The organism is Pseudomonas sp. MBLB4136 (assembly GCF_051904765.1).
In the GTDB taxonomy this organism is placed as follows: Bacteria; Pseudomonadota; Gammaproteobacteria; order Pseudomonadales; family Pseudomonadaceae; genus Aquipseudomonas.
On record NZ_CP196713.1, the window covers coordinates 4,765,341 to 4,785,994 of the forward strand.

Below are 20,654 nucleotides of genomic sequence, written 5' to 3' on the forward strand. Positions count from 1 at the left end.
CCATGCGGTGGCTTGCGTCTATCCCTGTCAGCCGGAGAAATTGAGCATGCGCTTGGGCTTTTTCTTCTTCTGCGCCAGCGAGTTCAGCAGCGCCTCGTCCAGCAGGTTGCCCGCCTTGTCGCTGTCCGCTGCCCCCGGCAGTACCGGCGGTTTGATCTTGATGCCCGAGCCCTTGCCCGGCGCGCCGCCGGCGTTGATCTTGGCCAGGGGGCCGGAAATCGTGATGCCGCCGGGGTGGAGTTTGATGAAGCTGCCGCCGGCCTTGAGGGTCAGTTCGGTGCCGGCTTCGATCACCATCTTCTGCCCGGCCTTGAGGTGGATCTCCCGGCCGGCCTTGGTCAGTTGGGCGCTGCCGAGCTTGATGTGCTGGTTCTGCCCGACCGTGAGGTGGTCGTCGGGTTTGACCTGGACCCTGCGGTCGCCGTGCACCGTCAGGTGCTCCTCGGCCTGCAGCTCGGTGTAGCTGTTGGCCTCGACCGTATCGTGGCGCTCGTGGCCGACGCGGATGCGCTGGTCGTGTTCGATGTTCTCGTCCCAGTCGCGCTGCGCGTGCAGGTAGATCTGCTCGGCGCCCTTGCGGTCCTCGATACGCAGTTCGTTGTAGCCGCCGCCACCCGGGCTGCTGAGGGTCTTGAAGACCGTGCGGGTCTTGTTCGCCGGCAGGTCGTAGGGCACCACGTGTTCCTTGTGATACAGGCAGCCGGTGACCAGGGGCTGGTCGGGGTCGCCTTCGAGGAAGGTCACCAGCACTTCCATGCCGATGCGCGGGATGGCGATGGCGCCATAGCCGTCACCGGCCCAGCTGTTGGACACGCGCAGCCAGCAGCTGGTCTTGTCGTCGGCCTGGCCGTGGCGGTCCCAGTGGAACTGCACCTTGACCCGGCCGTACTGGTCGCAGTGGATCTCCTCGCCGGCCGGGCCGGTGACCACCGCGCTCTGGCTGCCTAGCACGCGCGGTTTCGGATGGGCCAGCGGCGGGCGGAAGGGCACGTCCCAGGGGGTGGCGCGGAAGCGGTTGCGGTAGCCCTGAGTGAAACCATCAGCGATCTGCACGTCGTGGGTCACCGACTCTTCCAGCACCTGGGGCTGCTTGCCCTCATGGACGACCTCGGTGAGCAGCCACAGGTCGTTCCACTCGCGGCGCGGATGCTCGGAGATTTCCAGCAGGTGGCCGCTGACCAGCCTGGGCTGGTCGCTGCGACCTTCGGCCAGACGGTAGTCGGCGCGATGTCGCTCCAGCTGGCGCTGGCTGAGGTGCTTGCCGCGCTTGCGGTCCACAAAGCGCCCGGGGTAGTCGTAGTCCTCCAGGTCCGGCAGCGGCGCGGCCTCGGGGGGGCGCTCGGCCTTGTGCGCCGCCTGCATCAGCAGGCGTGGCTGCTCGAAGTCGTAGTCGCGGCGGGTGGTGTGGCTGGTGCGGGTTTCCAGGCGTACCCGCAGGCGCTTGATCACCGGCTCATCGGCGGTCATGCCGTTGTCCTGCAGGTAGGCGGTGGGCTGGCCGAGCCTGGCGAAGGCGCTCTGCTCGTCGCCAAACACCAGTACATGGCCGTCCGTGCTGTGCCGGAAGTGGTAGTGAATGCCTTCCTCCTCGCACAGGCGCTGGACGAAGTGCAGGTCGCTCTCGTCGTACTGCACGCAGTAGTCGCGCTCGGGGTAGGCAGTGGGGCCGAGTTGGAAGCGGTAGGCGTCGGCGAGGATGCCGTGCTCCTCCAGCACCGTGGCGACGATCTGCGGCACCGTCAGGTGCTGGAAGATGCGCTGGTTGTGACGATGGGCCAGGTAGGCCAGCTGCGGCACGATACGCAGGCTGTAGCGGGTCAGGCGCTTGCCGGATTCGCCCTGGGCCACTCGATGGATCAGCCCATGGATGCCCGGGCCATCCGGGCTGAAGGCGAGGAAGGCGCGCTGGTGCAGCAGGCTCTGCAGGTCGAGGTCGGGGCGTTCGCTGACCAGCTCCAGCTCGAAGGCGTAGGGCTGGCTGATCGCCTCGCGACCGTTGAAGGCGAGCACCTGCAGGTCGTGCTCGACGCCCTCGATGCTCAGGCTGAAATGGCTTTCATTGGCCGGGTTGAACATTGCGATTTCCTTGTGCAGAACTCATCCATGGGGGCCGTCAGCGCGCCGGGCGCAGCCAGCGTTGCAGCCGCGTTGGCGGCGGCGTGCGAAATGCTTCGAGCAGCTCGGCGCAGCCGATGTTGCGTTGCGCCGGATCGAACGCCAGGGCCGTGCGCAGGGCGTGCCAGCAGTGGGGCGGCAGCTGGGGCGGCCGTTGCAGGTCGTTGTCCAGCTGCATGGCCTTGGCCTGCTTGGCGCTGAGGCGGCGAAACGGGTGGCGACCGCTGCTCAGCTCGTACAGCACGCAGGCCAGGGCATAGACATCGGCGGCGGCGGACAGCGGCGCGCCGTCGAGCAGTTCCAGCGCGGCGTAGCGCGGCGTCCAGGCGGCGAAGCGGCTGCGGCACAGGCGCGGCAGACCGGGCAGCAGCCCCTCCAGCGGCTGGCCGAGACCATAGTCGAACAGGCGCAGGCCGTCGGCGGCGAGCATCACATTGCTGGGCTTGAGGTCGCCGTGCAGCACGCCCTGGTCGTGCGAGTAGCTCAGGGCCTCGAGCAGGGCGATGGCGATCTCGTGCAGTTCGGGCCAGTTCAGGCCCTCGGGACGCTCGCCCAGCAGCTGATCGAGGGTCGGACCCTTGAGCAGTTCCAGGGTGAGGAAGGCGCGCTGGCTCGGCAGGTCCACCTCGAAGCCAAACAGGCGCACCACATGGCGGTGGCTGAGCCGCGCGGTGAGGGCGAACTCGCTGTACAGCAGGGTATTGGCGTCCGGGTACTCGGCGAAGTCGTCGCTCAGGGTCTTGACCGCGACATAGGGCTCGGGGTCGCCGAACTGTTCGCGCAGCAGGTCGCGGGCACGGTACACCGCGCCCATGCCGCCGACGCCGAGCAGGCGTTCGATGCGGTAGCGGCCGCCGAGTACCTCCGGCAGCTCGCCGAGTCGCACCGGCTCGTGGGCGGGCGCCGCCTGCGCCGGGGCCGCGGTGGCGGCCAGGGCGAAGTAGGTCAGGTCGCTGGCTTCGCCGCCGAGTGCCGGCGTGCCGTCGAGCAAGGCTTCACTCATTCCTCGGTCCTCATTGGCGAATCACCACGGCGCTCAGGTTGTCCCGCGCCGGGCCGTCGAGGGCCTGTTGGAACAGCCGGTTCATCGCCAGTTGCGGCGAGGGCAGGTTGAGGGCGGCGCTCAGTTCGTCGACCGACAGGCCCTGGTACAGGCCGTCGCTGCACAGCAGGAAGGCATCGCCGGGCAGCACGTCCAGCTCGAGGATGTCCAGCTGCAACGTCTCGCTGGCGCCGATGGCGCGGGTCAGGGCATGGGCCGCCGGATGCCGCGCGGCTTCCTGGGGCGCCAGGCCCTGTTCGTCGATCAGCTGCTGGCGCAGCGAGTGGTCGCGGCTGAGCTGATACAGGCGGCCGCCGCGCCACAGGTAGCAGCGGCTGTCGCCGGCCCAGATGCAGGCGGCGCGTGCGCCCTCCACCAGCAGCGCGACCACGGTGCTGCCGATCACCGTGTCCGGGCGTTCGGCGGTGACCGTGAGGGCCTGGCTGAGGTGCCGGTTGAGCCCGTGCAGGCACTGGCGCAGCCGTCCCAGGCGCTGCTGCAGGCCGCCCTCGGCGGGCAGCTCGGCCAGCTGCTCGACGATCAGGCGGCTGGCCAGGGCGCCGTTCTGGTGGCCGCCCATGCCGTCGGCGACCGCCCACAGGCCCTGCTCCGGCAGGGCCAGGAAGGCGTCCTCGTTGCGCGCGCGGACCTTGCCGGTATCGGTGCGCGCGGCGCTGCGCCAGGTGTTCACGGCGACTGCCGGCATCAGAGCGTCGCCGGCAGCTTGAAGCTGCGCAGCAGGCCGAGGTCGAAGGGGTTCGGCGAGCGCTGGCTGTGCAGCAGGTAGTTGGCGCGCAGGCCGCCGAGGTCGGCCTTGAGCATCAGCACGTCGCGGCCGCTGTGGTAGTCGACCTTCATCAGGTCGAGCAGGCGGAACAGCGACCAGGGCCCGGTGTTCTTCTCGATGCCCACGCGGCGCCCGCCGAGCTCTTCGACCACCAGGCTGGTGCGGCCCTCGTCGGCTTCGGCCGGCCAGTTGAAGGCGGTCTGCACGATCGGTCCGTGGCGGTACTCCAGTTGCTGGCTGCCGAAGCGGAAGTCGGCGCGGCTGAGGCTGGAGTCCAGCGAGTAGGGCTCGAGCTTGAACAGCACCTTGGGTTCGTTCGGGTCCTCGGCGAAGAAGCTGCGGCGGATGGTCTGCGCGTGGCTCATCTGCAGCAGGAACTCGCGCGACAGCGGCAGGCCGCGGCCATCGACCTGGCGCAGGCGGTACTGGCCGGCGCTGCCGCTGACGAAGGGCTTGAGGTAGCCGTCGAAAAAGCGCTGGGCGATGCCCTGGCCCTTGAAGAACTCGCGGAAGTCGGCGATCGCCACCTCGCTCTCGCTGTGCGCGCTGAACGGGTAGCGCTGCTTCAGCGCGCCGTCGTAGGCGGCGTACAGCTCGCTCTGGTAGCGCTGGTTGAGGTAGTGGTAGGCGTCGCCCAGCACCAGCATCCAGCTGTCCTCGGCGAGCAAAGCGAGCCAGTTGCCGATCGGCTGGGGCAGCCGGGCGGCGCTGCCGCGCAGCTGGTTGATGGCGTCGCGGCGGCCGCTCATGCGTGCCTTGGCCAGCTCGAAGGCGGCCTGTTCCGGGGCGCTGGAGTGGGCCAGGCCGGCCAGTTGCAGCTGCAGGGCGTCGAGCGCCTGCAGGCTGCCGGCCAGTTCGGCGCCGGCACCGCCGTTGTCGTCGAGCAGGCGGTGCAGCGGCTCGAAGCGCCGTTCCAGGGTCTTGCGCGCGGTGTCCGGCAGGTTCTTGACCAGGGCGGCCTGGGCCTGCTGCGCCGCGGCGCTGGCCAGCTTGGCGGCCTTGCCCAGCTTGCCCTTGGCGCCCTGCAACGCCTCGGCGGCGGCGCCGGCGTCATCGGCGGCCTCGGCCAGGCCCTTGAAGCGGGTGTTGTCGCGCACCTCCACCAGCAGTTGCAGCAGCGGCGAGTTGGCGGCGGTCAGGCCGGCCAGCTGCAGGGCGCCCTGGTTGGCGCTGGCGATCGGCTCCAGGCTCAGCTGGGCCAGGGCCTCGCCCCAGTAGTTGGCGTAGTCGCGGAAGTACAGCTGCTCCATCTCCACCAGCAGGCGGCCGAGGTCGTTGCTGCTCAGGCTGTCGCCTTCGCCGAGTACCCAGTTGTCACGCAGGATGTCGCGCACCAGGTCGCCGCCCTGGGCGACGAACAGTTTCTGGTAGCCGGCCTGGGTGTAGAAGCCGGGGATGGCGTAGTCGCTGCCGACAAACAGTCCGGCTTGGGGGCCGAGCTTCTGGCTCAGGCGGTAGTCCGGCAGGCTGCGCGCCTGCTCGCGGAGCATGCGGTAGACCACCGCCGCCAGCGACTCGCTGCGCAGCACCTGGCGCGCCTGGGCCACCAGCGGTGCGTTCAGCGCGTAGGGCGCGAAGGGCTCGGCCAGCAGGCGCTCGAAGTGCTGGTTGAGGCCGCGCTGGGCGGCGCTGTTGCCGCTGTAGCGCAGCGACCAGTCGGCCGCCAGCCATTCCTGCAGGAAGGCCACGTCGCGACGCTCTTCCAGGCTGAGCATCAGGTAGGCGCGCAGGCTGTTGAGCAGACGCTCGCGGTCGCCGAGGTTGGCGCGGATCTGCGCCTCCAGCTGGCGCGCGACCCTCGGCAGCAGTAGGTTCTCCAGTTCGCCGCGGTAGGCGCGCTGCAGGGTCGGTGCGAGCGCCTCGCCCTGGTACAGGCCGCCGCGCTGCAGGTAGGACAGCTGCTCGACCGGTGGGAACACGCGGGTGGCGGCATAGCTGCTGTCCAGCGCCTCGAGGGTGCGCAGGGCGTCGTCCTGGGCGGCCACCGCGTCATGCTGGCGGGTCAGCTGCTGGGCGATCTCGCGCAGCTGTTCCAGGCGCCCGTGGTTGCTCGAGAAACCGCTGGCCCAGAGGGCGCCGAACAGCGCCAGCACGGCGAGGGCGCCGGCGTACATGGCGCGCTGGCCCCAGTCGATGCGCTGCACCTCCTTCTGGTCCAGGCCGGCCAGCTCGGCCTCGGGGAAGATCACCCGGTCGAGCAGCTGGTGGATGAAGCGTGCGCGGCCGCTGCGGAAGGTCGGCAGGGTGCTGCTGGCCAGGCCGAGGTTGCGGCCGATGCCGCTGGTGCTCGGGTCGAGCTGGTCGCCGAGCTGCGGGGCGCTGGTCAGGTAGAAGCCGCGCAACTGGCTGGCGCGCTGGTAGCGGTTGCCGCTGAAGGCCAGCTCGATGAACAGGCACAGGCGCTCGCCGATCTGCCCGAGCTGGTGCGGGAAGTCGAGGATACGGCCGCGGCGCTGGGTGTCGCGCTCCTGATGCATGCGCAGGATCACCTGGCTGTTGAGGCGGCGCAGCAGTTCCTCGAACTCCTGGCGCACCACGGCGACGTCGGTGGCGTCCTGCTCCTTGCGGAAGCTGGCGCCGAGCACCTGTTCGCTTTCCTCGCGCGACAGCTGGTCGAAGAACTCGTCGAAGCCCAGCACCTTGTCGGCTTTGCTCAGCACCAGGTAGACCGGCACGCTGGCGCCCAGGCGCTGGTGGATCTCGTGCAGGCGCTGGCGGGTCTGCCGCGCCAGGTTCTCCAGCTCGACTTCGCTGCCGCCCTGCAGCTGCTCGACCGGGATATTCACCAGCACGCCATTCAGTGGCCGCGCGCGGCGTTTGCGCAGCAGGCCGAGCAGGAAGTCCCAGGCGCGCCCGTCGACCAGCGGGTCGGGCTGGCTCAGGTAACGGCCGCAGGTGTCGATCAGCACCGCGTGGTCGGCGAAGTACCAGTCGGCGTAGCGGGTGCCGGACACATCCTTGGTCAGCCGCTGGTTGTCGCCGCGGTTGAGCGGGAAGTCCAGGCCGGAGAAGTCCAGCAGGCTGGTCTTGCCGCTGCCCTGGGGGCCGAGCAGCAGGTACCAGGGCAGCTCGTTGCGCCATTTCTCGCTGCGCCCGCGGTACAGGCTGGAGCGCTTGAGGGTGCGCAGGGCGTCATTGAAGCGGTTGCGCAGCTCGAGCTGCTCCTCGTCGATCAGGCCCTCGCGGCGCAGGCGCTCCTGGGCGTCGGCGTCGTCTTGCGCGGCCTTCTTGCGTGCCGTGGCCTTCCAGCTGGCGAAGACCATGGCCAGGCCCCACAGCAGGAACAGCGCGCTGATGCTCAGCAGGCGGCTGGTGGCGGGTTCCCAGAACTTGTAGTCGTCGACCGCCAGCAGCGGACCGACGAACCACACCAGCAGGGCCAGGAGCAGCACCAGGCACAGGCTCCAGACCCAGGTCTTGCGGAAAAATGCGGCTAACTTGCCGAAAAAGCTCTTCATTTCAGATCATCCATGAGTGCACCCGCGGACGGGTCGAGTTGCTCGTACGGCTGCAGAACGGTCGCGCGTTGCTCGCCCAGGACCCAGGCGAAACCGCTATAGATCACCCCGAGGCTGACCAGGGTCAGCAGCGCCACCAGCCACCAGGGGACGATGCGCACCAGGCGCCGGCGGTTGTCCTTGAGGCCCTGCCAGTGCGGCGAGATCTCCCGCGGCACGTCGCCGCGCATCTGGCGGATCTGCCGGTACAGGCTGTCGCGCACCGCCTCCAGCTCGAGCATGCCGCGTGGCAGCACGCGGTACTTGCCTTCGAAGCCGAGCGACAGGCACAGGTACATCAGCTCGAGCATCGGCAGGTGCTTGACCGGGTTGCGCGACAGGCGCTCGAGCAGTTGGAAGAACTTCTCGCCACCGAAGGTCTCGTTGTGGAAGGAGGACAGCAGGCTCATCTGCGACCATTCGCTCTCGTTGCCCCAGGGGGTGGTCACCACCGCCTCGTCGACCACGGTGCACAGCACGTAGCGCGCGGCCATCACCTGGCTGCTCTCGGCGCCGTCGTGCAGGGCGCGGTGCTCGAACAGCTTGATCGCGCCGGACAGGCGCTGGTGCAGGCTGTGCAGGTCCTCGCTGTCGAAGCTGTGCTTGAGCCGCACCACCTCCGAGAGCAGCGCGGAGGCCGCGGCCACCAGCGGGTTGAGGCTGATGTTGAAGCTTTCCGCCGGGCGCAGGCGCGCGGCGTAGATCATCCGCTCCTCCAGCTGCTCGAATTTCGGCGCCGCGGCGAAGTCGGTCAGCGGGCTGTGGGCCGGGGCATCGCCCTGGCGGTTGAGGATGACGGTCTTGTCGTCCTGGCCGTATTCCATGTCCTTGGTCGTCATATCAGTTCCTGATCGCCCAGAATTTCAGCTCAAGCCCGGAGAACTCGCCGGACACGTGGAAGGCGAAGCCGCCGGAGCTTTCCAGCTGCGCCAGGTCCTCGGAGCCGAGTTCCAAGGCGAAGTAGGTCTTGCCGGAGTGGAAGGGGATCTGCCGTGGCGCCACCGGCAGCGGTTTGACCTTGATCCCCGGCAGGTGCAGGTTGACCAGCTGGCGGATGCGCTCCACCGGACCGATCTTCAGGTGCGCCGGCAGGCGCTGGCGCAGCTCCTCCGAATCGCATTGGGCGCTGGCGGCGAGGACGAAGGCGGAGGTGCCGAGCAGCTTGTGGTCGTGCAGCGGCGACACCTGGATGCCGTACTGGCGCTGCTGCAGCAGCAGCTCGATGGCATGCTGCTCCAGGACCATCGACAGCACCTGGCGGATCGCGTCCATCAGCTTGCGGAAGCTCAAACCCTGGTCGCTGTGCTGGTAGCGGCTGTCCAGGCGGGGGCGCTTGGTCTCGCTGGAGAAGGTCGCCAGCTCGCCGAGCAGGCCCAGCAGCTCGCGGTAGATCTGTTCCGGGTGCACCTGCTCGATGCCCAGGTAGTGGCGCAGCACCGGTTCGAAGCGGTTGATCAGCTGCAGCATCATGAAGTCGCCGACCTCGGCGCCGCCGACCTTGCCGGTGGCGCGGATGCGCTCGGCGAGGATGTCGCCGCGGTGGCCGAGCATGCTGATCACCTCCTTGAGGCAGGACAGCAGGTAGCCGGAGGCCTGGAAATTGACGTAGGTGGGGATGAACTCCGGGTCGAGGCTGATGACCCCGTCCGGGGTGGTGTCCAGCACCTCGCACAGCTGCAGCTTGACGTAGGCCTGGTCGCTCTGCTGCTCGCCGAGCAGCAGGCGGAAGTCCGGACGGCCGCAGCTGACCTGGCTGGAGGCGCTATCGCCGGCGTTGGAGTCGGCCACTTCCTCGTCGAAGGCGGTGTAGCGCGCCAGCACGTCCTGCTGCTCGGGGCGGCGGCTCTCGATATGGTTGCCGGTGACCAGCGGCAGGGCCAGGTACACCGGGGTATTGCCGGTATTCGGCGGCACGTCCAGGGCCAGCGGCTCGCGCTCGGCGCCGATGTCGAACAGGCTGCCATCGGGCAGCACGCCACTGGCCTTGCTCACCACCAGCTTGCCCATGTTGAGGAACTGGCGGTCGATCTCCAGCTCGAAGAAGCCCCAGGCGTAGCTGGCCAGCTTCTGCGTGCGGGTCTTGAGCTGGTGCTCGTAGTAACGGTCGCTCTGCTGGAAGTGCTGCGGGCGCAGCAGCATGCCTTCCTGCCAGACCACCTTGTGCATGGTCATGGCTCAGTCCTCGTCCTGGTTGTCGTCGAGCGCCTGGATGCCCTGGGCATCCAGGGTCAGGGCGATCTGGTTGCGCGCCTGCGCCTGCAGCGGGATGACGTAGCGCCAGCTGGTTTCCGGCAGGTCGCGGTAGGCGGCGAGCACGCCGACGTAGCGGCTGCCATCCTGAACGGAGAGCCTCAGGCGGCGGGTTTCGCCCGGCCGCAACTCAAGCTCTTCCTGGGTCACCAGGTCCGGCGCCAGGGCCTTCTTCGGCCGCTGGTAGAGGGAGAAGAAGTCGGCGTTCTCGAAGGCCACCGGGTGCTTGAGCTCGATCAGGCGCAGGACGATGGGCGAGGGTCGGCCATTGAGGTCCGGGTTGAGCTGCTCGCTGCCGCTGAGCTCGAGATCGAGCTTGGTCATCTTCGAGTAGGGCGACAGCGCCGAGCAGCCGGCCAGGGCCAGCAGGCTGGCGAGCAGGGCGAAAAGGGGTAAGCGGAACATGGGGATCATCCTTGAGCGTCGGTGTTGAGGGTGGCTATCAGGCGCACCTGTTCTTCGTAGGCCTGGGCGAAATCACGGGCGAACAGGCGCTCGCTCCAGTCGTCGTTCTGTTGCAGCGCGCCGTGCAGGCGCCGGTAGGCGCGCCAGCGGCTGCCGGCGGTGGCGATCAGCGGCTTGCGCCCCTCGCGCTCGAAACGCAGCGCCAGTTGTTCCGGTGACAGCTGCTCGAACAGGCCCTTGACCGCCGCGCGGCTGGCCGCCAGCAGCGCCACCTGGTGCGCCTGCAGGTCGCGGAAGCCGCGGTTGATCGCCTGTTCGGCCGGCAGCTGGCCGGCCTTGCCGCCACGCAGCAGGGCGCTTAGCGCCTCGCCGGCATCGCCGCTGTGCTTGAGCGGGTTGTTGCCGGCGCTCTGCACCGTGGTCAGGGCCAGGCGCATCTCGTTCTTCAGCTCGCTGCGGGTGCGCAGGCTCTGCTGCAGGCTGCCGACGCTCTGCTTGAGCAGCTTGGCGGCGTTCAGCGCCAGGGCTTCGCGGGCGTCGTCGTCGAGGTCGTCGAGGCGCACCCCCAGGGCCTCGCCGAACTTCTCCCAGAAGCTCGGCGGCAGGCGCTGCGGCTCGGGGGCGGGCTTGGGCTGCGGCGCCGGGGTGGGCATCACCAGTTCCGGCACCCGCAGGTTCTCCTCGTCGATCTGCGCGTAGTCGCGCTGCTGCGCCGGCACCGAACGCGGGCGGATGATCGCGGTGAGGTCGTCGACCTCGGCGTACACCCGCTCCTGCTGCTCCAGGGCGGTGAGCGGGTCGAGGTCGAGGAAGGCATCGTCGGGGATGATGCTGCCGGCCGGCTGCGGGCGACCGATATCGCCCTCGAACAGCGCCGGGTCGCGGATCAGCCGCGCGCGGATCTCGAAGTCGCCGAGGCAGTACACGCTGCCATGCTCGACGCGCTGCGGCTCGCCCTTGCGCAGGCTGGCGCCGCTGTCCTTGAGCTGCACGCCGTTGCTGCTGGTGTCGGTCAGGTAGAAGGCGCCGTCGCGGTAGCTCACCTCGGCATGCCGCCCGGACAGCACACGCTTGCGATCGGGGATCACCCAGTCGCAGTCCTGGGCCCGGCCGATGACGCCGCCGGCCTGCTTGAAGGTTTTGGTGGTCATTAGACCTGGCACGAACTGCTGTGCACTGACCACATCGAAGACCAGTTCCATGGTGTTTTGCTCCTGGCGGTCAGTTGCCGCGGGTTTCGGCTTGCGGATCGCCCAGGGGGCGGTAGGCGTCGTCGCTGTACTTGTAGTTGCCGCTGCAGCCGGCCAGACACAGGGCCAGGGCGAGCAGGGCGGAGGAGTAGGTGCGGTGCAACATCGAAGGGGCTCCTTGCGGTTCGAATGGGGGCGGGGCGGATGGCAGGCGCGGCATCAGCTGGCCTTCTCCGGCTGGTTGGGGAAGATGCGCCGCGTGCCGGACTTTTCCGGGGTGTGCGGCAGCTGCTCGACACCCAGCGGGTAGCGGAAGGCCGAGGTGTGGATATAGGGCGGATCGAGCGCCTCGATCGCCGCCAAGGCACGGGCATGCCCCGCCGGGTCGAAGGACTGCTCGGCATAGGGCTTGAGGTCGTCGGGAATGCGATGCAGCTCGTTGTCAGGCAGTTCGTCGAAGGGAACCTGGCGCGACAGCGCCTCCCGATGCATGCGGTGCAGGCCCAGGTGCGCCAGTTGCGGGCGGGTATGGCGCTCTTCGACCAGGTAGACGGTGTTGCCGCGCACCTCGCACGTCCAGCCATTGGCGTCAGCCTTGGCGCGGGCATGGGCGATGACCGCATGCTTCTGCGCCCGCTCCTTGGGCTCGAAGCCGCTGAGGCTGTAGCGCTCGCGAACCACGCGCTCGATATTCGCCGGGTCGCGGGCGGGGTCGGCATAGCCGCCGCCGATATCCGAATGCACGCCCACGCCCGTCAGTTCGACGAAATGCGCGGGTGCCGAGGGGCCATTTTTCACCGAGGTCAGCGGGAACTTCTCGCGCACCTCCTGGCCGGCGACCAGGTGGTAGACGTACTGGGCGGACTCGGCCTTCAGGTTGAGGTTGAAGTTGCCCTCATCATCGTTTCCCGGCCAGTAGAAGGAGCCGACGCTGTCGTACAGGCCGACGAAGCGCACCCGGGCTCTGACCGTGCTGCGCGGGTACATATCCACCACGCGCCGCGTTGGACCTTTGCCGCTGCCCCGGTGTTGGCTATATGGCTTGCGAGCCATCAATAGATTGGGGTTGAGCTGGACGTCCCACAGCGAAACGGTTTCTTTCTTGCCGTTAAAATCAGGCAGGCCATGATTGATCATATTGACGAAATGGCGAGCCAGAGCGGCGCCTCGACTAAAGCCGAAGACATCGAAAACAATTTCGCCAGGGTGCTCCGGTATTTTTTCGATTAATTCGTGCAACTGCTTGCGGGCGCTATGCAGTCTTGCTTCACCACCTGTTGCACCCATCGCAAAAGCAAGGCCAACAACGCTATCGTCACCATCGTTAACCGTTCCGATGCCTTCAATATATATCCTGTATTGATGGTTGCTGGGGATTTCATCATAGATCTCGGAGAGTTTTGCGATATTTGTCATAGCTCTGGTTGAGCTACCGCGGTCGTTGTCTTTGTTATTTCCAGTGCCGTCAAAGAATACGCCAATGACTATTTGCGGTATTTCACAGCAAAGCGAGCCGTTATCTATCCCGGCAGAGATTTTTTTACTCGTTTCGTAGGCTTTTAGGATGTCCATAGTGTTATTGCTCGATCCCGGGTATTGGTTGTATTCTTCCTTCTTTTATTCTTTTTATAGTGCCCTTGAGGTATACCTTGGGATCGCCGGCTGTTTCCTCCCCAGTTCCATATCCAATAACGGTGACTTTTTCATTTCTCCCGCAAACGTATCTGTAGGAACAGGACGACTTTAGAGCCGATTTCATTTCACCCCTGGGGCCGAGAACGAATATTAATGCAGGTTCAGTAGTGTTCTCTCCAAAGGCTTTTGCGTGGGCCTTGATAAGGTCGGGCAGGTCAGGTGATAGCGCAATTTGCGCTGTGTAGTACTTCTGTGTCTGATACGAAAACCAATTCGCTTGTGCTGTCCTTGGAACTATGTTTTTGCCAGACAGTGCGATGCGCGTTCCGTCAAAGGTTTCCTCCAGTGTTCCTGGGTTTTCCCAGCCGCCGGACAGGGCACCACCGCCAACTGGGCTGTGAAATACCTGGGCTCCGTTTCGGAGCGTAAGAGCCTGCCCATGGACCGGCGCGCTAGAACCTATCTGTATATTGTATTGAGCCTGGTCCACGTCACTTGCTGGGCTCTTGCTGGCGCATCCGGTATTCGAGACAAGCGAAAAGAATGCAAGTAGCACGCCTGTCAATTTGAAGTTGATTCTCAATATGCTCATCTAGATTTGCTCTTTAAGGCCTGTTTGCACTGTCGGGGGGGCAGGCCAGCAGTAGTTCGCTCAACGCGATATCTGGGGTTGATTGCTTACGCTCCAGTGCCGCTTGTATCTGAGGCTTCAACCAAAGTTGCTCACCTTGCTCGAGCGCCAGCACGGCGAGAAACAGCCGGTCCTGGCGGTCGCTGATGCCGTGCTGTTGCAGGCGCTTATCCAACTGCGCTGCCCACTGGTATTGATCCTGGGCTGTCCACTGCGCCAGGGGCTCGGGGCAGTGCTGGTGCAGTTGGCCGAGCAGGCGCGGAATAGCACTGGCGCGGGCCAGGGCCTGTTGCATGTCCGCGTCTATGGCGATTTCGGCGGGTGCCAAGGGCAGCGGCGCGGCGTCGCGGGCGGGGCCTTGCAGGTGGCAGTCGCGAGCCTCCAGCGGCAGCCAGGCGGCCCAAGCCTCGCCGGCGCGGATGGCCTGGGCGCGCCAGTAGGCGCAGGCAGGGTCTTGCAGGCCGGCCATCACCTGCGGGTCGTAGTAGCGCATCAGCGCCAGCTCGCCATCGGCCAGGCGAGCGTCGAGCAGATGGCGCAGGTGCTCGGCCAGTTCGGCCAGCGGGGCCGGGCTGGCGACCAGGATGCCCAGCGGGCGCTGTTCCAGTTGGGCCAGCAACTCCTGCCACAGTGCCGGTTCTCCATCCAGATGCAGCAGCCAGGGGCCCTGTTCGCTCAGTTCGGCGCGTGGGGTGTGCAGGAACAGGCTCTCCGCCTGCGGGTCGGGGTGCGCGGTCCAGATGTGCTGCAGCAGCTTGGCGTCCTGGGCACCGTCGAGCAGGGCGTAGACCGCCTGCCGTTCGTCAGCCGCGCATTGCTGCCAGTCGGTCAGCCAGTCCTGAAACGGCTTCATGACGCACTACCTGCCATGGCGTGGGCGCGCTTTTCCGCGCATTCCTTGCAGAAGGGCACGGCCTGCTCGGCGGCGGTGATCAGGCGCAGTGGGTTCAGGCTGGTGCGCTTCGGCGCGGGCGGCACGCTGTTGAGCAGGGCCCGCTGGGTGCGCTCGCCGGCCTTGTCCTGGTCCGCCGCATTGGGGATGACCGGCGGCTTGATCTTGATGCCCGAGCCTTTGCCCGGGCTACCGCCCGAGTTCATCTTGATATTGGCGCCGCTCAGGGTGACGCCGCCGGGGTCGAGTTTGAGGAAGCTGCCGCCGCCGGCCGCGGTGAGTTCCATGCCGGCGTCGATCACCACCTTGCTGCCGGCGTAGTAGTGGATCTCGTTGCCGGCCTCGACGTACTGGCCGCTGCCGACCTTCACGTGCTGCTTCTGGCCGACCGTCAGGTGGTCGTCGCTGCGGGCCTCGACCTTGCGGTCGAGGTGGGTGGTGCGGTGTTCCTCGGCCTTGAACTCGCTGTGGCTGTTGGCCTCGACGCTGTCGTGGCGCTGGTGGCCGACGCGGACCTTCTGGTCGTGCTCGATGTTCTCGTCCCAGTCGCGCTGGGCGTGGACGTAGATCTGCTCGGCGCCCTTGCGGTCCTCGATACGCAGCTCGTTATAGCCGCCACCACCGGGAGAGCTGAGGGTCTTGAACAGGCTGCGGGTCTTGTTCGCCGGCAGGTCGTAGGGCACCACGTGTTCCTTGTGGTAGAGGCAGCCGGTGACCAGCGGCTGGTCGGGGTCGCCTTCGAGGAAGGTCACCAGCACCTCCATACCCACGCGCGGGATGGCGATGGCGCCGTAGCGGTCGCCGGCCCAGCTGCTGGACACGCGCAGCCAGCAGCTGGTCTTGTCGTCGGCCTGGCCGTGGCGGTCCCAGTGGAACTGCACCTTGATCCGGCCGTACTGGTCGCAGTGGATCTCCTCGCCCGCAGGGCCGGTGACCACGGCGCTCTGGCTGCCCAGCACCTGGGGCTTGGGATGGCGCAGGGGCGGGCGGAAGGCCACGTCCCAGGGCGTGGCGCTGAAGCGGTTGCGGTAGCCCTGGGTAAAGCCGTCAGCGGATTCGACGTCGCTGGTCACCGACTCTTCCAGCACCTGGGGTTGTTTGCCCTCGTGCTCGATCTCGGTGAGCAGCCACAGCTGGTTCCAGTCCGCGCGCGGATGGCCGCTGAGGTCGAGGAAGTGGCCGCTGACCAGCAGCGGCTGGTCGCCTTCGCCCCGGGCCAGTTCGTAGTCATGGCGGTGGCGTTCCAGGGCGCGTCTGCTGAGGTGCTTGCCGCGCTCGCGCTCGACGAAACGACCGGGGTAGTCGTAGTCCTCCAGGTCCGGGCTGAACTCGCTGGTGAAGGCGGCCTCCATCAGCAGGCGCGGCTTCTCGAAGTCGTAGTCGCGGCGGCTGACCCGGCTGCTGCGGGTTTCCAGGCGCAGGCCGAAACGCTTGATCACCGGCTCGTCGGCCACCAGGCCGCTGTCCTGCTGGTAGGCGATAGGCGCCAGCCGAGGGAACACCGTCTGGTCGTCGCCGAACACCAGCACATGGCCGTCGGCGCTGTGCTGGAAGTGGTAGTGGATGCCCTCTTCCTCGCACAGGCGCTGGATGAAGTGCAGGTCGCTCTCGTCGTACTGCACGCAGTACTCGCGCTCGGGATAGACCGAGCCGAGCTGGAAGCGGTAGGCATTGGCCTGGATGCCGTGCTCCTCGAGCACCTGGCCGATGATCTTCGCGACCGGCAGGTGCTGGAAGATGCGCTGGTTGAGGCGGTGGGCCAGGTACGCCAGTTGCGGGCGCAGGCTGAGGTGGTAGCGGGTCAGGCGCTGGCCGGAGTCGCCCTGGGCGACGCGGTAGACCAGCCCGTGAATGCCGCCGCCGCCCGGCGCGAAGGCGAGGAAGGCGGGCTGGTGCAGGAGGCATTCCAGGTCGAGATCGGGGCGCTCGCTGACCAGCTCCACCTCGAACTCGAAGGGCTGGTTGAGCGCCTCGCGGCCGCTGAACGCGAGCACCTGCAGGTCCTGCTCGGCACTGGCGAGGTTGAGGCTGAAGTGGGTCTGGTTGGCTGCATTGAACATGCTCGTCTCCTTGAGCCTTATACGTCCGCCGGGCTGATGCTCAGCCGGTCCATGCGGTACAGCAGGGTGCGCCGTGGCAGGCCCAGTTCACGGGCGGCCTGGCTCTGGTTGCCGCGGTTCTTGCGCAGGCAGTCGAGCAGCAGGTTGCGCTCGACCCGCTCCAGGCGTTCGCGCAGGTTCATGCAGGCGTCGTCGGCCTGGCTGTCGTGCTGCAGGTTGAAGTGCTCGGGCAGCAGTTCGCCGCCTTCGCACAGCAGCACGGCGCGCTCGACCAGGCCCTTGAGCTCGCGCACGTTGCCGGGAAAGGCGTAGCTGGCCAGTTGCGCCAGGGCGGCGTCGGACCAGCGGCACGGGTCGCGCTGGAGGAAGGCGCTGGCCTTGTCGGCGAAATGCCGGGCCAGGCGCAGGATGTCTTCGTCGCGCTCGCGCAGCGGCGGCAGCTCGATGGGGAAGTGCGACAGCCGATAGAACAGGTCCTCGCGGAAGCGCCCCTGCTCGACCTGGCTGCGCAGGTCGCGGTGGGTGGCGGCGACGATGCGCACGTCGACCTTGTGCGTCGAGGTCGAGCCCAGCGGGCGTACCTCACCCTCCTGCAGCACGCGCAGCAGCTTGGCCTGCAGGCTCAGGGGCATGTCGCCGATCTCGTCGAGGAACAGGGTGCCGCCATCGGCCGCATCGAACAGGCCCTTGCGGTCGCGTTCGGCACCGGTGAAGGCGCCCTTGCGGTAGCCGAACAGCTCGCTTTCCAGCAGGTTCTCCGGCAGCGAGGCGCAGTTCTGCACGATGAAGGCCTTGCTGCGGCGCAGGCCGCAGTCGTGGATGGCGCGGGCCACCAGTTCCTTGCCGGTGCCGGTCTCGCCGGTCAGCAGCACGCTGACCGGGTTGTGCAGCACCTTGCCGATCAGCCGATAGACGTCGCGCATGCGCGGGCTGTCGCCGATCAGGCCATAGCCGCTGGCACAGGGGCCGGGCTGGGTGACCGGCGGCTTGTCACCGCTGGGCGCGCGCAGGCGTTGCAGCAGGTGCAGCTGGGCGATCGCGAAGGCGCCGAGCTGGCCCAGGGCGCCGGCGAACCCGAGCAGCTCGCGGGGGGCGTGGTCGGCGCACAGCAGCAGGCCGCTGACGCGCTTGCGCTCGTCCAGCAGCGGCAGGCACAGCAGGCTGCGCCAGGGCCGTGCGGCATCCGGCAGAAAGCCGCTCTGGTGCAGGCTGGCGTCCAGCTCGGCGAGGCTGAGCACCTGGTTCTGGCACAGGCAGAACTGCAGCAGCTGTTCGCCGTCGTAGTCGCTGGGCAGGCTGTCGGCCTGGCGTGGCTGCAGCAGGCCGTCCAGCCATTCGGCGCACAGGGTCAGGCGCGTGTGGGTGCTGTCGAGCAGGTACAGCTGGCTCAGTTGGCAGTCGGCCAGCTGTGCCGCCGCTTCGACCAGGCCACCGAGCAGGCTGTCGACATCGGCCGTGCGCACCAGCCCGGCGTAGCGCTGCAGCAGGGCCTCGGCGAAGTGCAGCGGCCGCGGGACCTGATGAAACAGCGGCGGCAGTTCAGGCGAATTCACAGACCAGCGCTCCTTCGCCATCGAGGGTGGCGTGTACCCGCTGCAGCGCCTCGCCGCCGGCCATGGCGGCGAGCAGACGGTCGACCACCAGGGGCTGCAGGTGCTGGTCGAGCAGGTGGTCGATCAGACGCGCGCCGCTGTCGCCCTGGCTGCAGCGCTCGGCCAGGTGCGTCACCAGGGCCGGGCAGTGGCTGAACTGCAGCTGGCGGCGCGCCAGGCGCTCGCCGAAGCGCGTCAGCTTGAGGGTGACCAGCTCGTTCAGCACCTCGCCGCCCACCGGGTAGTAGGGCACCACGCGCATGCGCGCCAGCAGCGCCGGCTTGAAGTGCTGGCTCAGGGTCGGGCGGATGGCCAGCTCCAGGTCCTCGCTGGCCGGGCGCTGGCCGGCCTGGCAAAGCGCATCGATGCGCTCGCTGGCGAGGTTGCTGGTCATCAGGATCAGGCAGTTGCGGAAGTTGATCTCGCGCCCTTCGCCGTCGTTGGCCACACCCTTGTCGAAGATCTGATAGAAGACGTTCATCACGTCCGGGTCGGCCTTCTCCACCTCGTCGAGGAGGATCACCGAGTACGGCTTCTGGCGCACCGCCTCGGTGAGCATGCCGCCCTCGCCGTAGCCGACGTAGCCGGGGGGGGCGCCGATCAGCCGCGATACCGTGTGCTTCTCCTGGAACTCGGACATGTTGATGGTGGTGAGGAAGCGCTCGCCGCCGTACAGCAGGTCGGCCAGGGCCAGGGCGGTTTCGGTCTTGCCGACGCCGCTGGGGCCGACCAGCAGGAACACCCCGACCGGCGCGTCGGGCTTGTTCAGGCCGGCGGCGGTGGCGCGCATGGCGCGGTCCAGGGCTGCGATCGCCTGGGGCTGGCCGCGCACCCGTTGGGCCAGGTCGCTGGCGAAGCTGAGCACCTTGCTGTTGTGCTCGCGAGCCAGTTGGCTCAGCGGCACGCCGGTCCAATGGCTGATTACTTCGGCCACCAGGCGCGGGCAGACTTCATGGCTGACCAGGCGTTCGGCTGCCTGGGCGGCGGCCAGCTGCGCCTGGGTCTCGCGCAGCTCGGCTTCCAGTTGCTGCAGGTCGGCTGCCGGTTCGGCGTCGGCTTGCTCGTCGCCGGAGCCCTGGCGTGCAGTTGCACACAGCTTGCGCAGTTCCAGCAGGCGCTCGGCGAGGGCACGCTGCGTGGCCCAGCGGGTTTCCAGCTGCTCCAGTTCGGCGCGCGCTTCGCCCAGGCGCCTCTGCAACTGGGCCAGGGCGTCTGCGTCGATCGCCAGGCCGGCGTCGCGGTCGCGGCGCAGGGCGAGGTCCTGGCGCTGGCCTTCGGCGATCTCGCCGCGCAGGCGTTCCAGCGCCTCCGGCGCGGCGGCCAGGCTGATGCGCACGCGGGCGCAGGCGGTGTCGAGCACGTCCACCGCCTTGTCCGGCAGCTGGCGACCGGCCAGGTAGCGGGCGGACAGTTCGGCGGCGGCGGCCACCGCATCGTCGCGCAGGTAGATGCCGTGGCTCTTCTCGTAGACCGGAGCCAGGCCACGGAGAATGGTCAGCGCCTCGGCGACTGTCGGCTCGTGCAGTTGCACCGGCTGGAAGCGCCGGGCCAGGGCCGGGTCCTTCTCGAAGTACTTCTTGTACTCGCTCCAGGTGGTGGCGGCGATGGTGCGCAGCTCGCCGCGCGCCAGGGCCGGCTTGAGCAGGTTGGCGGCGTCGCCGCTGCCGGCCTGGCCACCGGCGCCGATCAGGGTGTGGGCTTCGTCGATGAACAGGATGATCGGCTTGGGCGAAGCCTTGACCTCGTCGATCACCCCTTGCAGGCGGCGCTCGAACTCGCCCTTGACGCTGGCGCCGGCCTGCAGCAGGCCGAGGTCCAGGCTCAGCAGTTCGACGCCCCTGAGCGCCTCCGGCACCTCGCCGCTGGCGATGCGCAGGGCCAGCCCCTCGACGATGGCGGTCTTGCCGACGCCGGCTTCGCCGACCACGATCGGGTTGTTCTTGCGCCGGCGGGCGAGGATGTCGACCATCTGGCGGATCGCCGCGTCGCGGCACAGCACCGGGTCGAGCTTGCCGTCGCGGGCCTGCTGGGTGAAGTTGTGGGTAAAGCGCTTGAGGTTGGACTCCCCCGCGGCGACCGGCTTGGCGCCGCCGGTTTCAGGCTGCTGGGCCAGGGCGAAGTCGCGCAGCCGCTCGGCGTTCAGCTTGGCCAGCAGCGGCTGATAGTGGCTGCCGGCATAGCGCATCGGGTTGCGCAGCAGGGCGAGGACCAGCGCGGCCTGCGCCACCTGGCTCTGGCCGAGCTCCAGGCTGGCCACCAGCAGGGCGTCCTGCAGCCATTGCACCAGTTCGGTGGAGAACACCGGGTTGCGCGACTCGCTGTGCTCGCCGCGAGGTTGCAGGGCGCGGGCCAGTTCGCCGGGGTCCACCTCGGCGTCCTGCAGGGCCCGTCCGAGCAGGCCATCGGGGCGCTCGAGCAGGCCGAGCAGCAGGTCCTCGACCAGGATCTTGCTGCCGCCGCGGATCACGCAGCGCTCGGCGGCGGCCTCGAGGTCGCGGCGGGTCTCGGCGTCCAGGGCCTGTACCAGTTGTTGCAAGTCGACGTTGATCATTGTCTCT

The 20,654-nt window shown here is 67.9% G+C and carries 15 protein-coding genes; all 15 read right to left on the minus strand.

The features are described 5' to 3' along the window. Positions 1-27: 27 nt before the first annotated feature. Genes tssI through tssH form a run of 15 tightly spaced genes read right to left on the minus strand, consistent with a single transcriptional unit; the run spans position 28 to position 20,647 of the window. Positions 28-2,076: a type VI secretion system tip protein TssI/VgrG gene (gene tssI, locus ACSX1D_RS21810; RefSeq protein WP_439860425.1), complete on the minus strand. Its 2,049-nt coding sequence runs from the start codon at positions 2,074-2,076 to the stop codon at positions 28-30. Between the two features lie 37 nt (positions 2,077-2,113). After that, on the minus strand, positions 2,114-3,118 hold the full coding sequence (locus ACSX1D_RS21815) for a serine/threonine-protein kinase (protein ID WP_439860426.1): 1,005 nt from the start codon (positions 3,116-3,118) through the stop codon (positions 2,114-2,116). Between the two features lie 10 nt (positions 3,119-3,128). Beyond that, positions 3,129-3,863, minus strand: coding sequence for a PP2C family protein-serine/threonine phosphatase (locus ACSX1D_RS21820; protein ID WP_439860427.1), 735 nt, complete (start codon positions 3,861-3,863; stop codon positions 3,129-3,131). Continuing rightward, positions 3,863-7,402, minus strand: coding sequence for a type VI secretion system membrane subunit TssM (tssM, locus tag ACSX1D_RS21825; RefSeq protein ID WP_439860428.1), 3,540 nt, complete (start codon positions 7,400-7,402; stop codon positions 3,863-3,865). The genes ACSX1D_RS21820 and tssM overlap by 1 nt, the downstream gene beginning before the upstream one ends. Then, on the minus strand, positions 7,399-8,280 hold the full coding sequence (icmH, locus tag ACSX1D_RS21830; protein WP_439860429.1) for a type IVB secretion system protein IcmH/DotU: 882 nt from the start codon (positions 8,278-8,280) through the stop codon (positions 7,399-7,401). Before icmH ends, tssM begins: the two co-directional genes overlap by 4 nt. Before the next feature lies 1 nt (position 8,281). Then, positions 8,282-9,613: a type VI secretion system baseplate subunit TssK gene (tssK, locus tag ACSX1D_RS21835; RefSeq protein WP_208707766.1), complete on the minus strand. Its 1,332-nt coding sequence runs from the start codon at positions 9,611-9,613 to the stop codon at positions 8,282-8,284. A 3-nt stretch (positions 9,614-9,616) separates the two neighbouring features. Then, positions 9,617-10,096 carry a type VI secretion system lipoprotein TssJ gene (gene tssJ, locus ACSX1D_RS21840; RefSeq protein ID WP_208707767.1) on the minus strand — a complete coding sequence of 160 codons (480 nt, stop codon included), beginning with the start codon at positions 10,094-10,096 and terminating at the stop codon, positions 9,617-9,619. Positions 10,097-10,101: 5 nt separating this feature from the next. Then, on the minus strand, positions 10,102-11,298 hold the full coding sequence (gene tagH / locus ACSX1D_RS21845; RefSeq protein ID WP_439860430.1) for a type VI secretion system-associated FHA domain protein TagH: 1,197 nt from the start codon (positions 11,296-11,298) through the stop codon (positions 10,102-10,104). Positions 11,299-11,317: 19 nt separating this feature from the next. Next, positions 11,318-11,452 carry a type VI secretion protein gene (locus ACSX1D_RS21850; protein WP_208707769.1) on the minus strand — a complete coding sequence of 45 codons (135 nt, stop codon included), beginning with the start codon at positions 11,450-11,452 and terminating at the stop codon, positions 11,318-11,320. 53 nt (positions 11,453-11,505) lie between these two features. Beyond that, positions 11,506-12,858, minus strand: a complete 1,353-nt coding sequence (locus ACSX1D_RS21855; protein WP_439860431.1) for a T6SS phospholipase effector Tle1-like catalytic domain-containing protein — start codon at positions 12,856-12,858, stop codon at positions 11,506-11,508. Between the two features lie 4 nt (positions 12,859-12,862). Continuing rightward, positions 12,863-13,513, minus strand: coding sequence for a hypothetical protein (locus ACSX1D_RS21860; RefSeq protein ID WP_439860432.1), 651 nt, complete (start codon positions 13,511-13,513; stop codon positions 12,863-12,865). Positions 13,514-13,526: 13 nt separating this feature from the next. Next, positions 13,527-14,405, minus strand: a complete 879-nt coding sequence (locus tag ACSX1D_RS21865) for a DUF4123 domain-containing protein (RefSeq protein ID WP_439860433.1) — start codon at positions 14,403-14,405, stop codon at positions 13,527-13,529. Next, the gene (locus ACSX1D_RS21870; protein ID WP_439860434.1) at positions 14,402-16,504 is read right to left on the minus strand and encodes a type VI secretion system Vgr family protein; all 2,103 of its coding nucleotides are present in this window, start codon (positions 16,502-16,504) and stop codon (positions 14,402-14,404) included. Before ACSX1D_RS21870 ends, ACSX1D_RS21865 begins: the two co-directional genes overlap by 4 nt. A gap of 17 nt (positions 16,505-16,521) precedes the next feature. Then, positions 16,522-18,033 (minus strand): sigma 54-interacting transcriptional regulator, encoded by a 1,512-nt coding sequence (locus ACSX1D_RS21875; RefSeq protein ID WP_439862378.1) that lies wholly within the window; start codon positions 18,031-18,033, stop codon positions 16,522-16,524. 10 nt (positions 18,034-18,043) lie between these two features. Next, the gene (tssH, locus tag ACSX1D_RS21880; RefSeq protein ID WP_439860435.1) at positions 18,044-20,647 is read right to left on the minus strand and encodes a type VI secretion system ATPase TssH; all 2,604 of its coding nucleotides are present in this window, start codon (positions 20,645-20,647) and stop codon (positions 18,044-18,046) included. Positions 20,648-20,654: the final 7 nt, after the last annotated feature.

Bases quoted from the DNA above. Each gene is read 5' to 3' on its own strand.
- icmH (WP_439860429.1), bottom strand. From the start codon at position 8,280: ATGACGACCAAGGACATGGAATACGGCCAGGACGACAAGACCGTCATC.
- ACSX1D_RS21865 (WP_439860433.1), bottom strand. From the start codon at position 14,405: ATGAAGCCGTTTCAGGACTGGCTGACCGACTGGCAGCAATGCGCGGCT.
- tssH (WP_439860435.1), bottom strand. From the start codon at position 20,647: ATGATCAACGTCGACTTGCAACAACTGGTACAGGCCCTGGACGCCGAG.
- ACSX1D_RS21870 (WP_439860434.1), bottom strand. From the start codon at position 16,504: ATGTTCAATGCAGCCAACCAGACCCACTTCAGCCTCAACCTCGCCAGT.
- ACSX1D_RS21850 (WP_208707769.1), bottom strand. From the start codon at position 11,452: ATGTTGCACCGCACCTACTCCTCCGCCCTGCTCGCCCTGGCCCTGTGT.
- tssJ (WP_208707767.1), bottom strand. From the start codon at position 10,096: ATGTTCCGCTTACCCCTTTTCGCCCTGCTCGCCAGCCTGCTGGCCCTG.
- ACSX1D_RS21820 (WP_439860427.1), bottom strand. From the start codon at position 3,863: ATGCCGGCAGTCGCCGTGAACACCTGGCGCAGCGCCGCGCGCACCGAT.
- tssM (WP_439860428.1), bottom strand. From the start codon at position 7,402: ATGAAGAGCTTTTTCGGCAAGTTAGCCGCATTTTTCCGCAAGACCTGG.
- tssI (WP_439860425.1), bottom strand. From the start codon at position 2,076: ATGTTCAACCCGGCCAATGAAAGCCATTTCAGCCTGAGCATCGAGGGC.
- ACSX1D_RS21855 (WP_439860431.1), bottom strand. From the start codon at position 12,858: ATGGACATCCTAAAAGCCTACGAAACGAGTAAAAAAATCTCTGCCGGG.
- ACSX1D_RS21860 (WP_439860432.1), bottom strand. From the start codon at position 13,513: ATGAGCATATTGAGAATCAACTTCAAATTGACAGGCGTGCTACTTGCA.
- ACSX1D_RS21815 (WP_439860426.1), bottom strand. From the start codon at position 3,118: ATGAGTGAAGCCTTGCTCGACGGCACGCCGGCACTCGGCGGCGAAGCC.
- tagH (WP_439860430.1), bottom strand. From the start codon at position 11,298: ATGGAACTGGTCTTCGATGTGGTCAGTGCACAGCAGTTCGTGCCAGGT.
- tssK (WP_208707766.1), bottom strand. From the start codon at position 9,613: ATGACCATGCACAAGGTGGTCTGGCAGGAAGGCATGCTGCTGCGCCCG.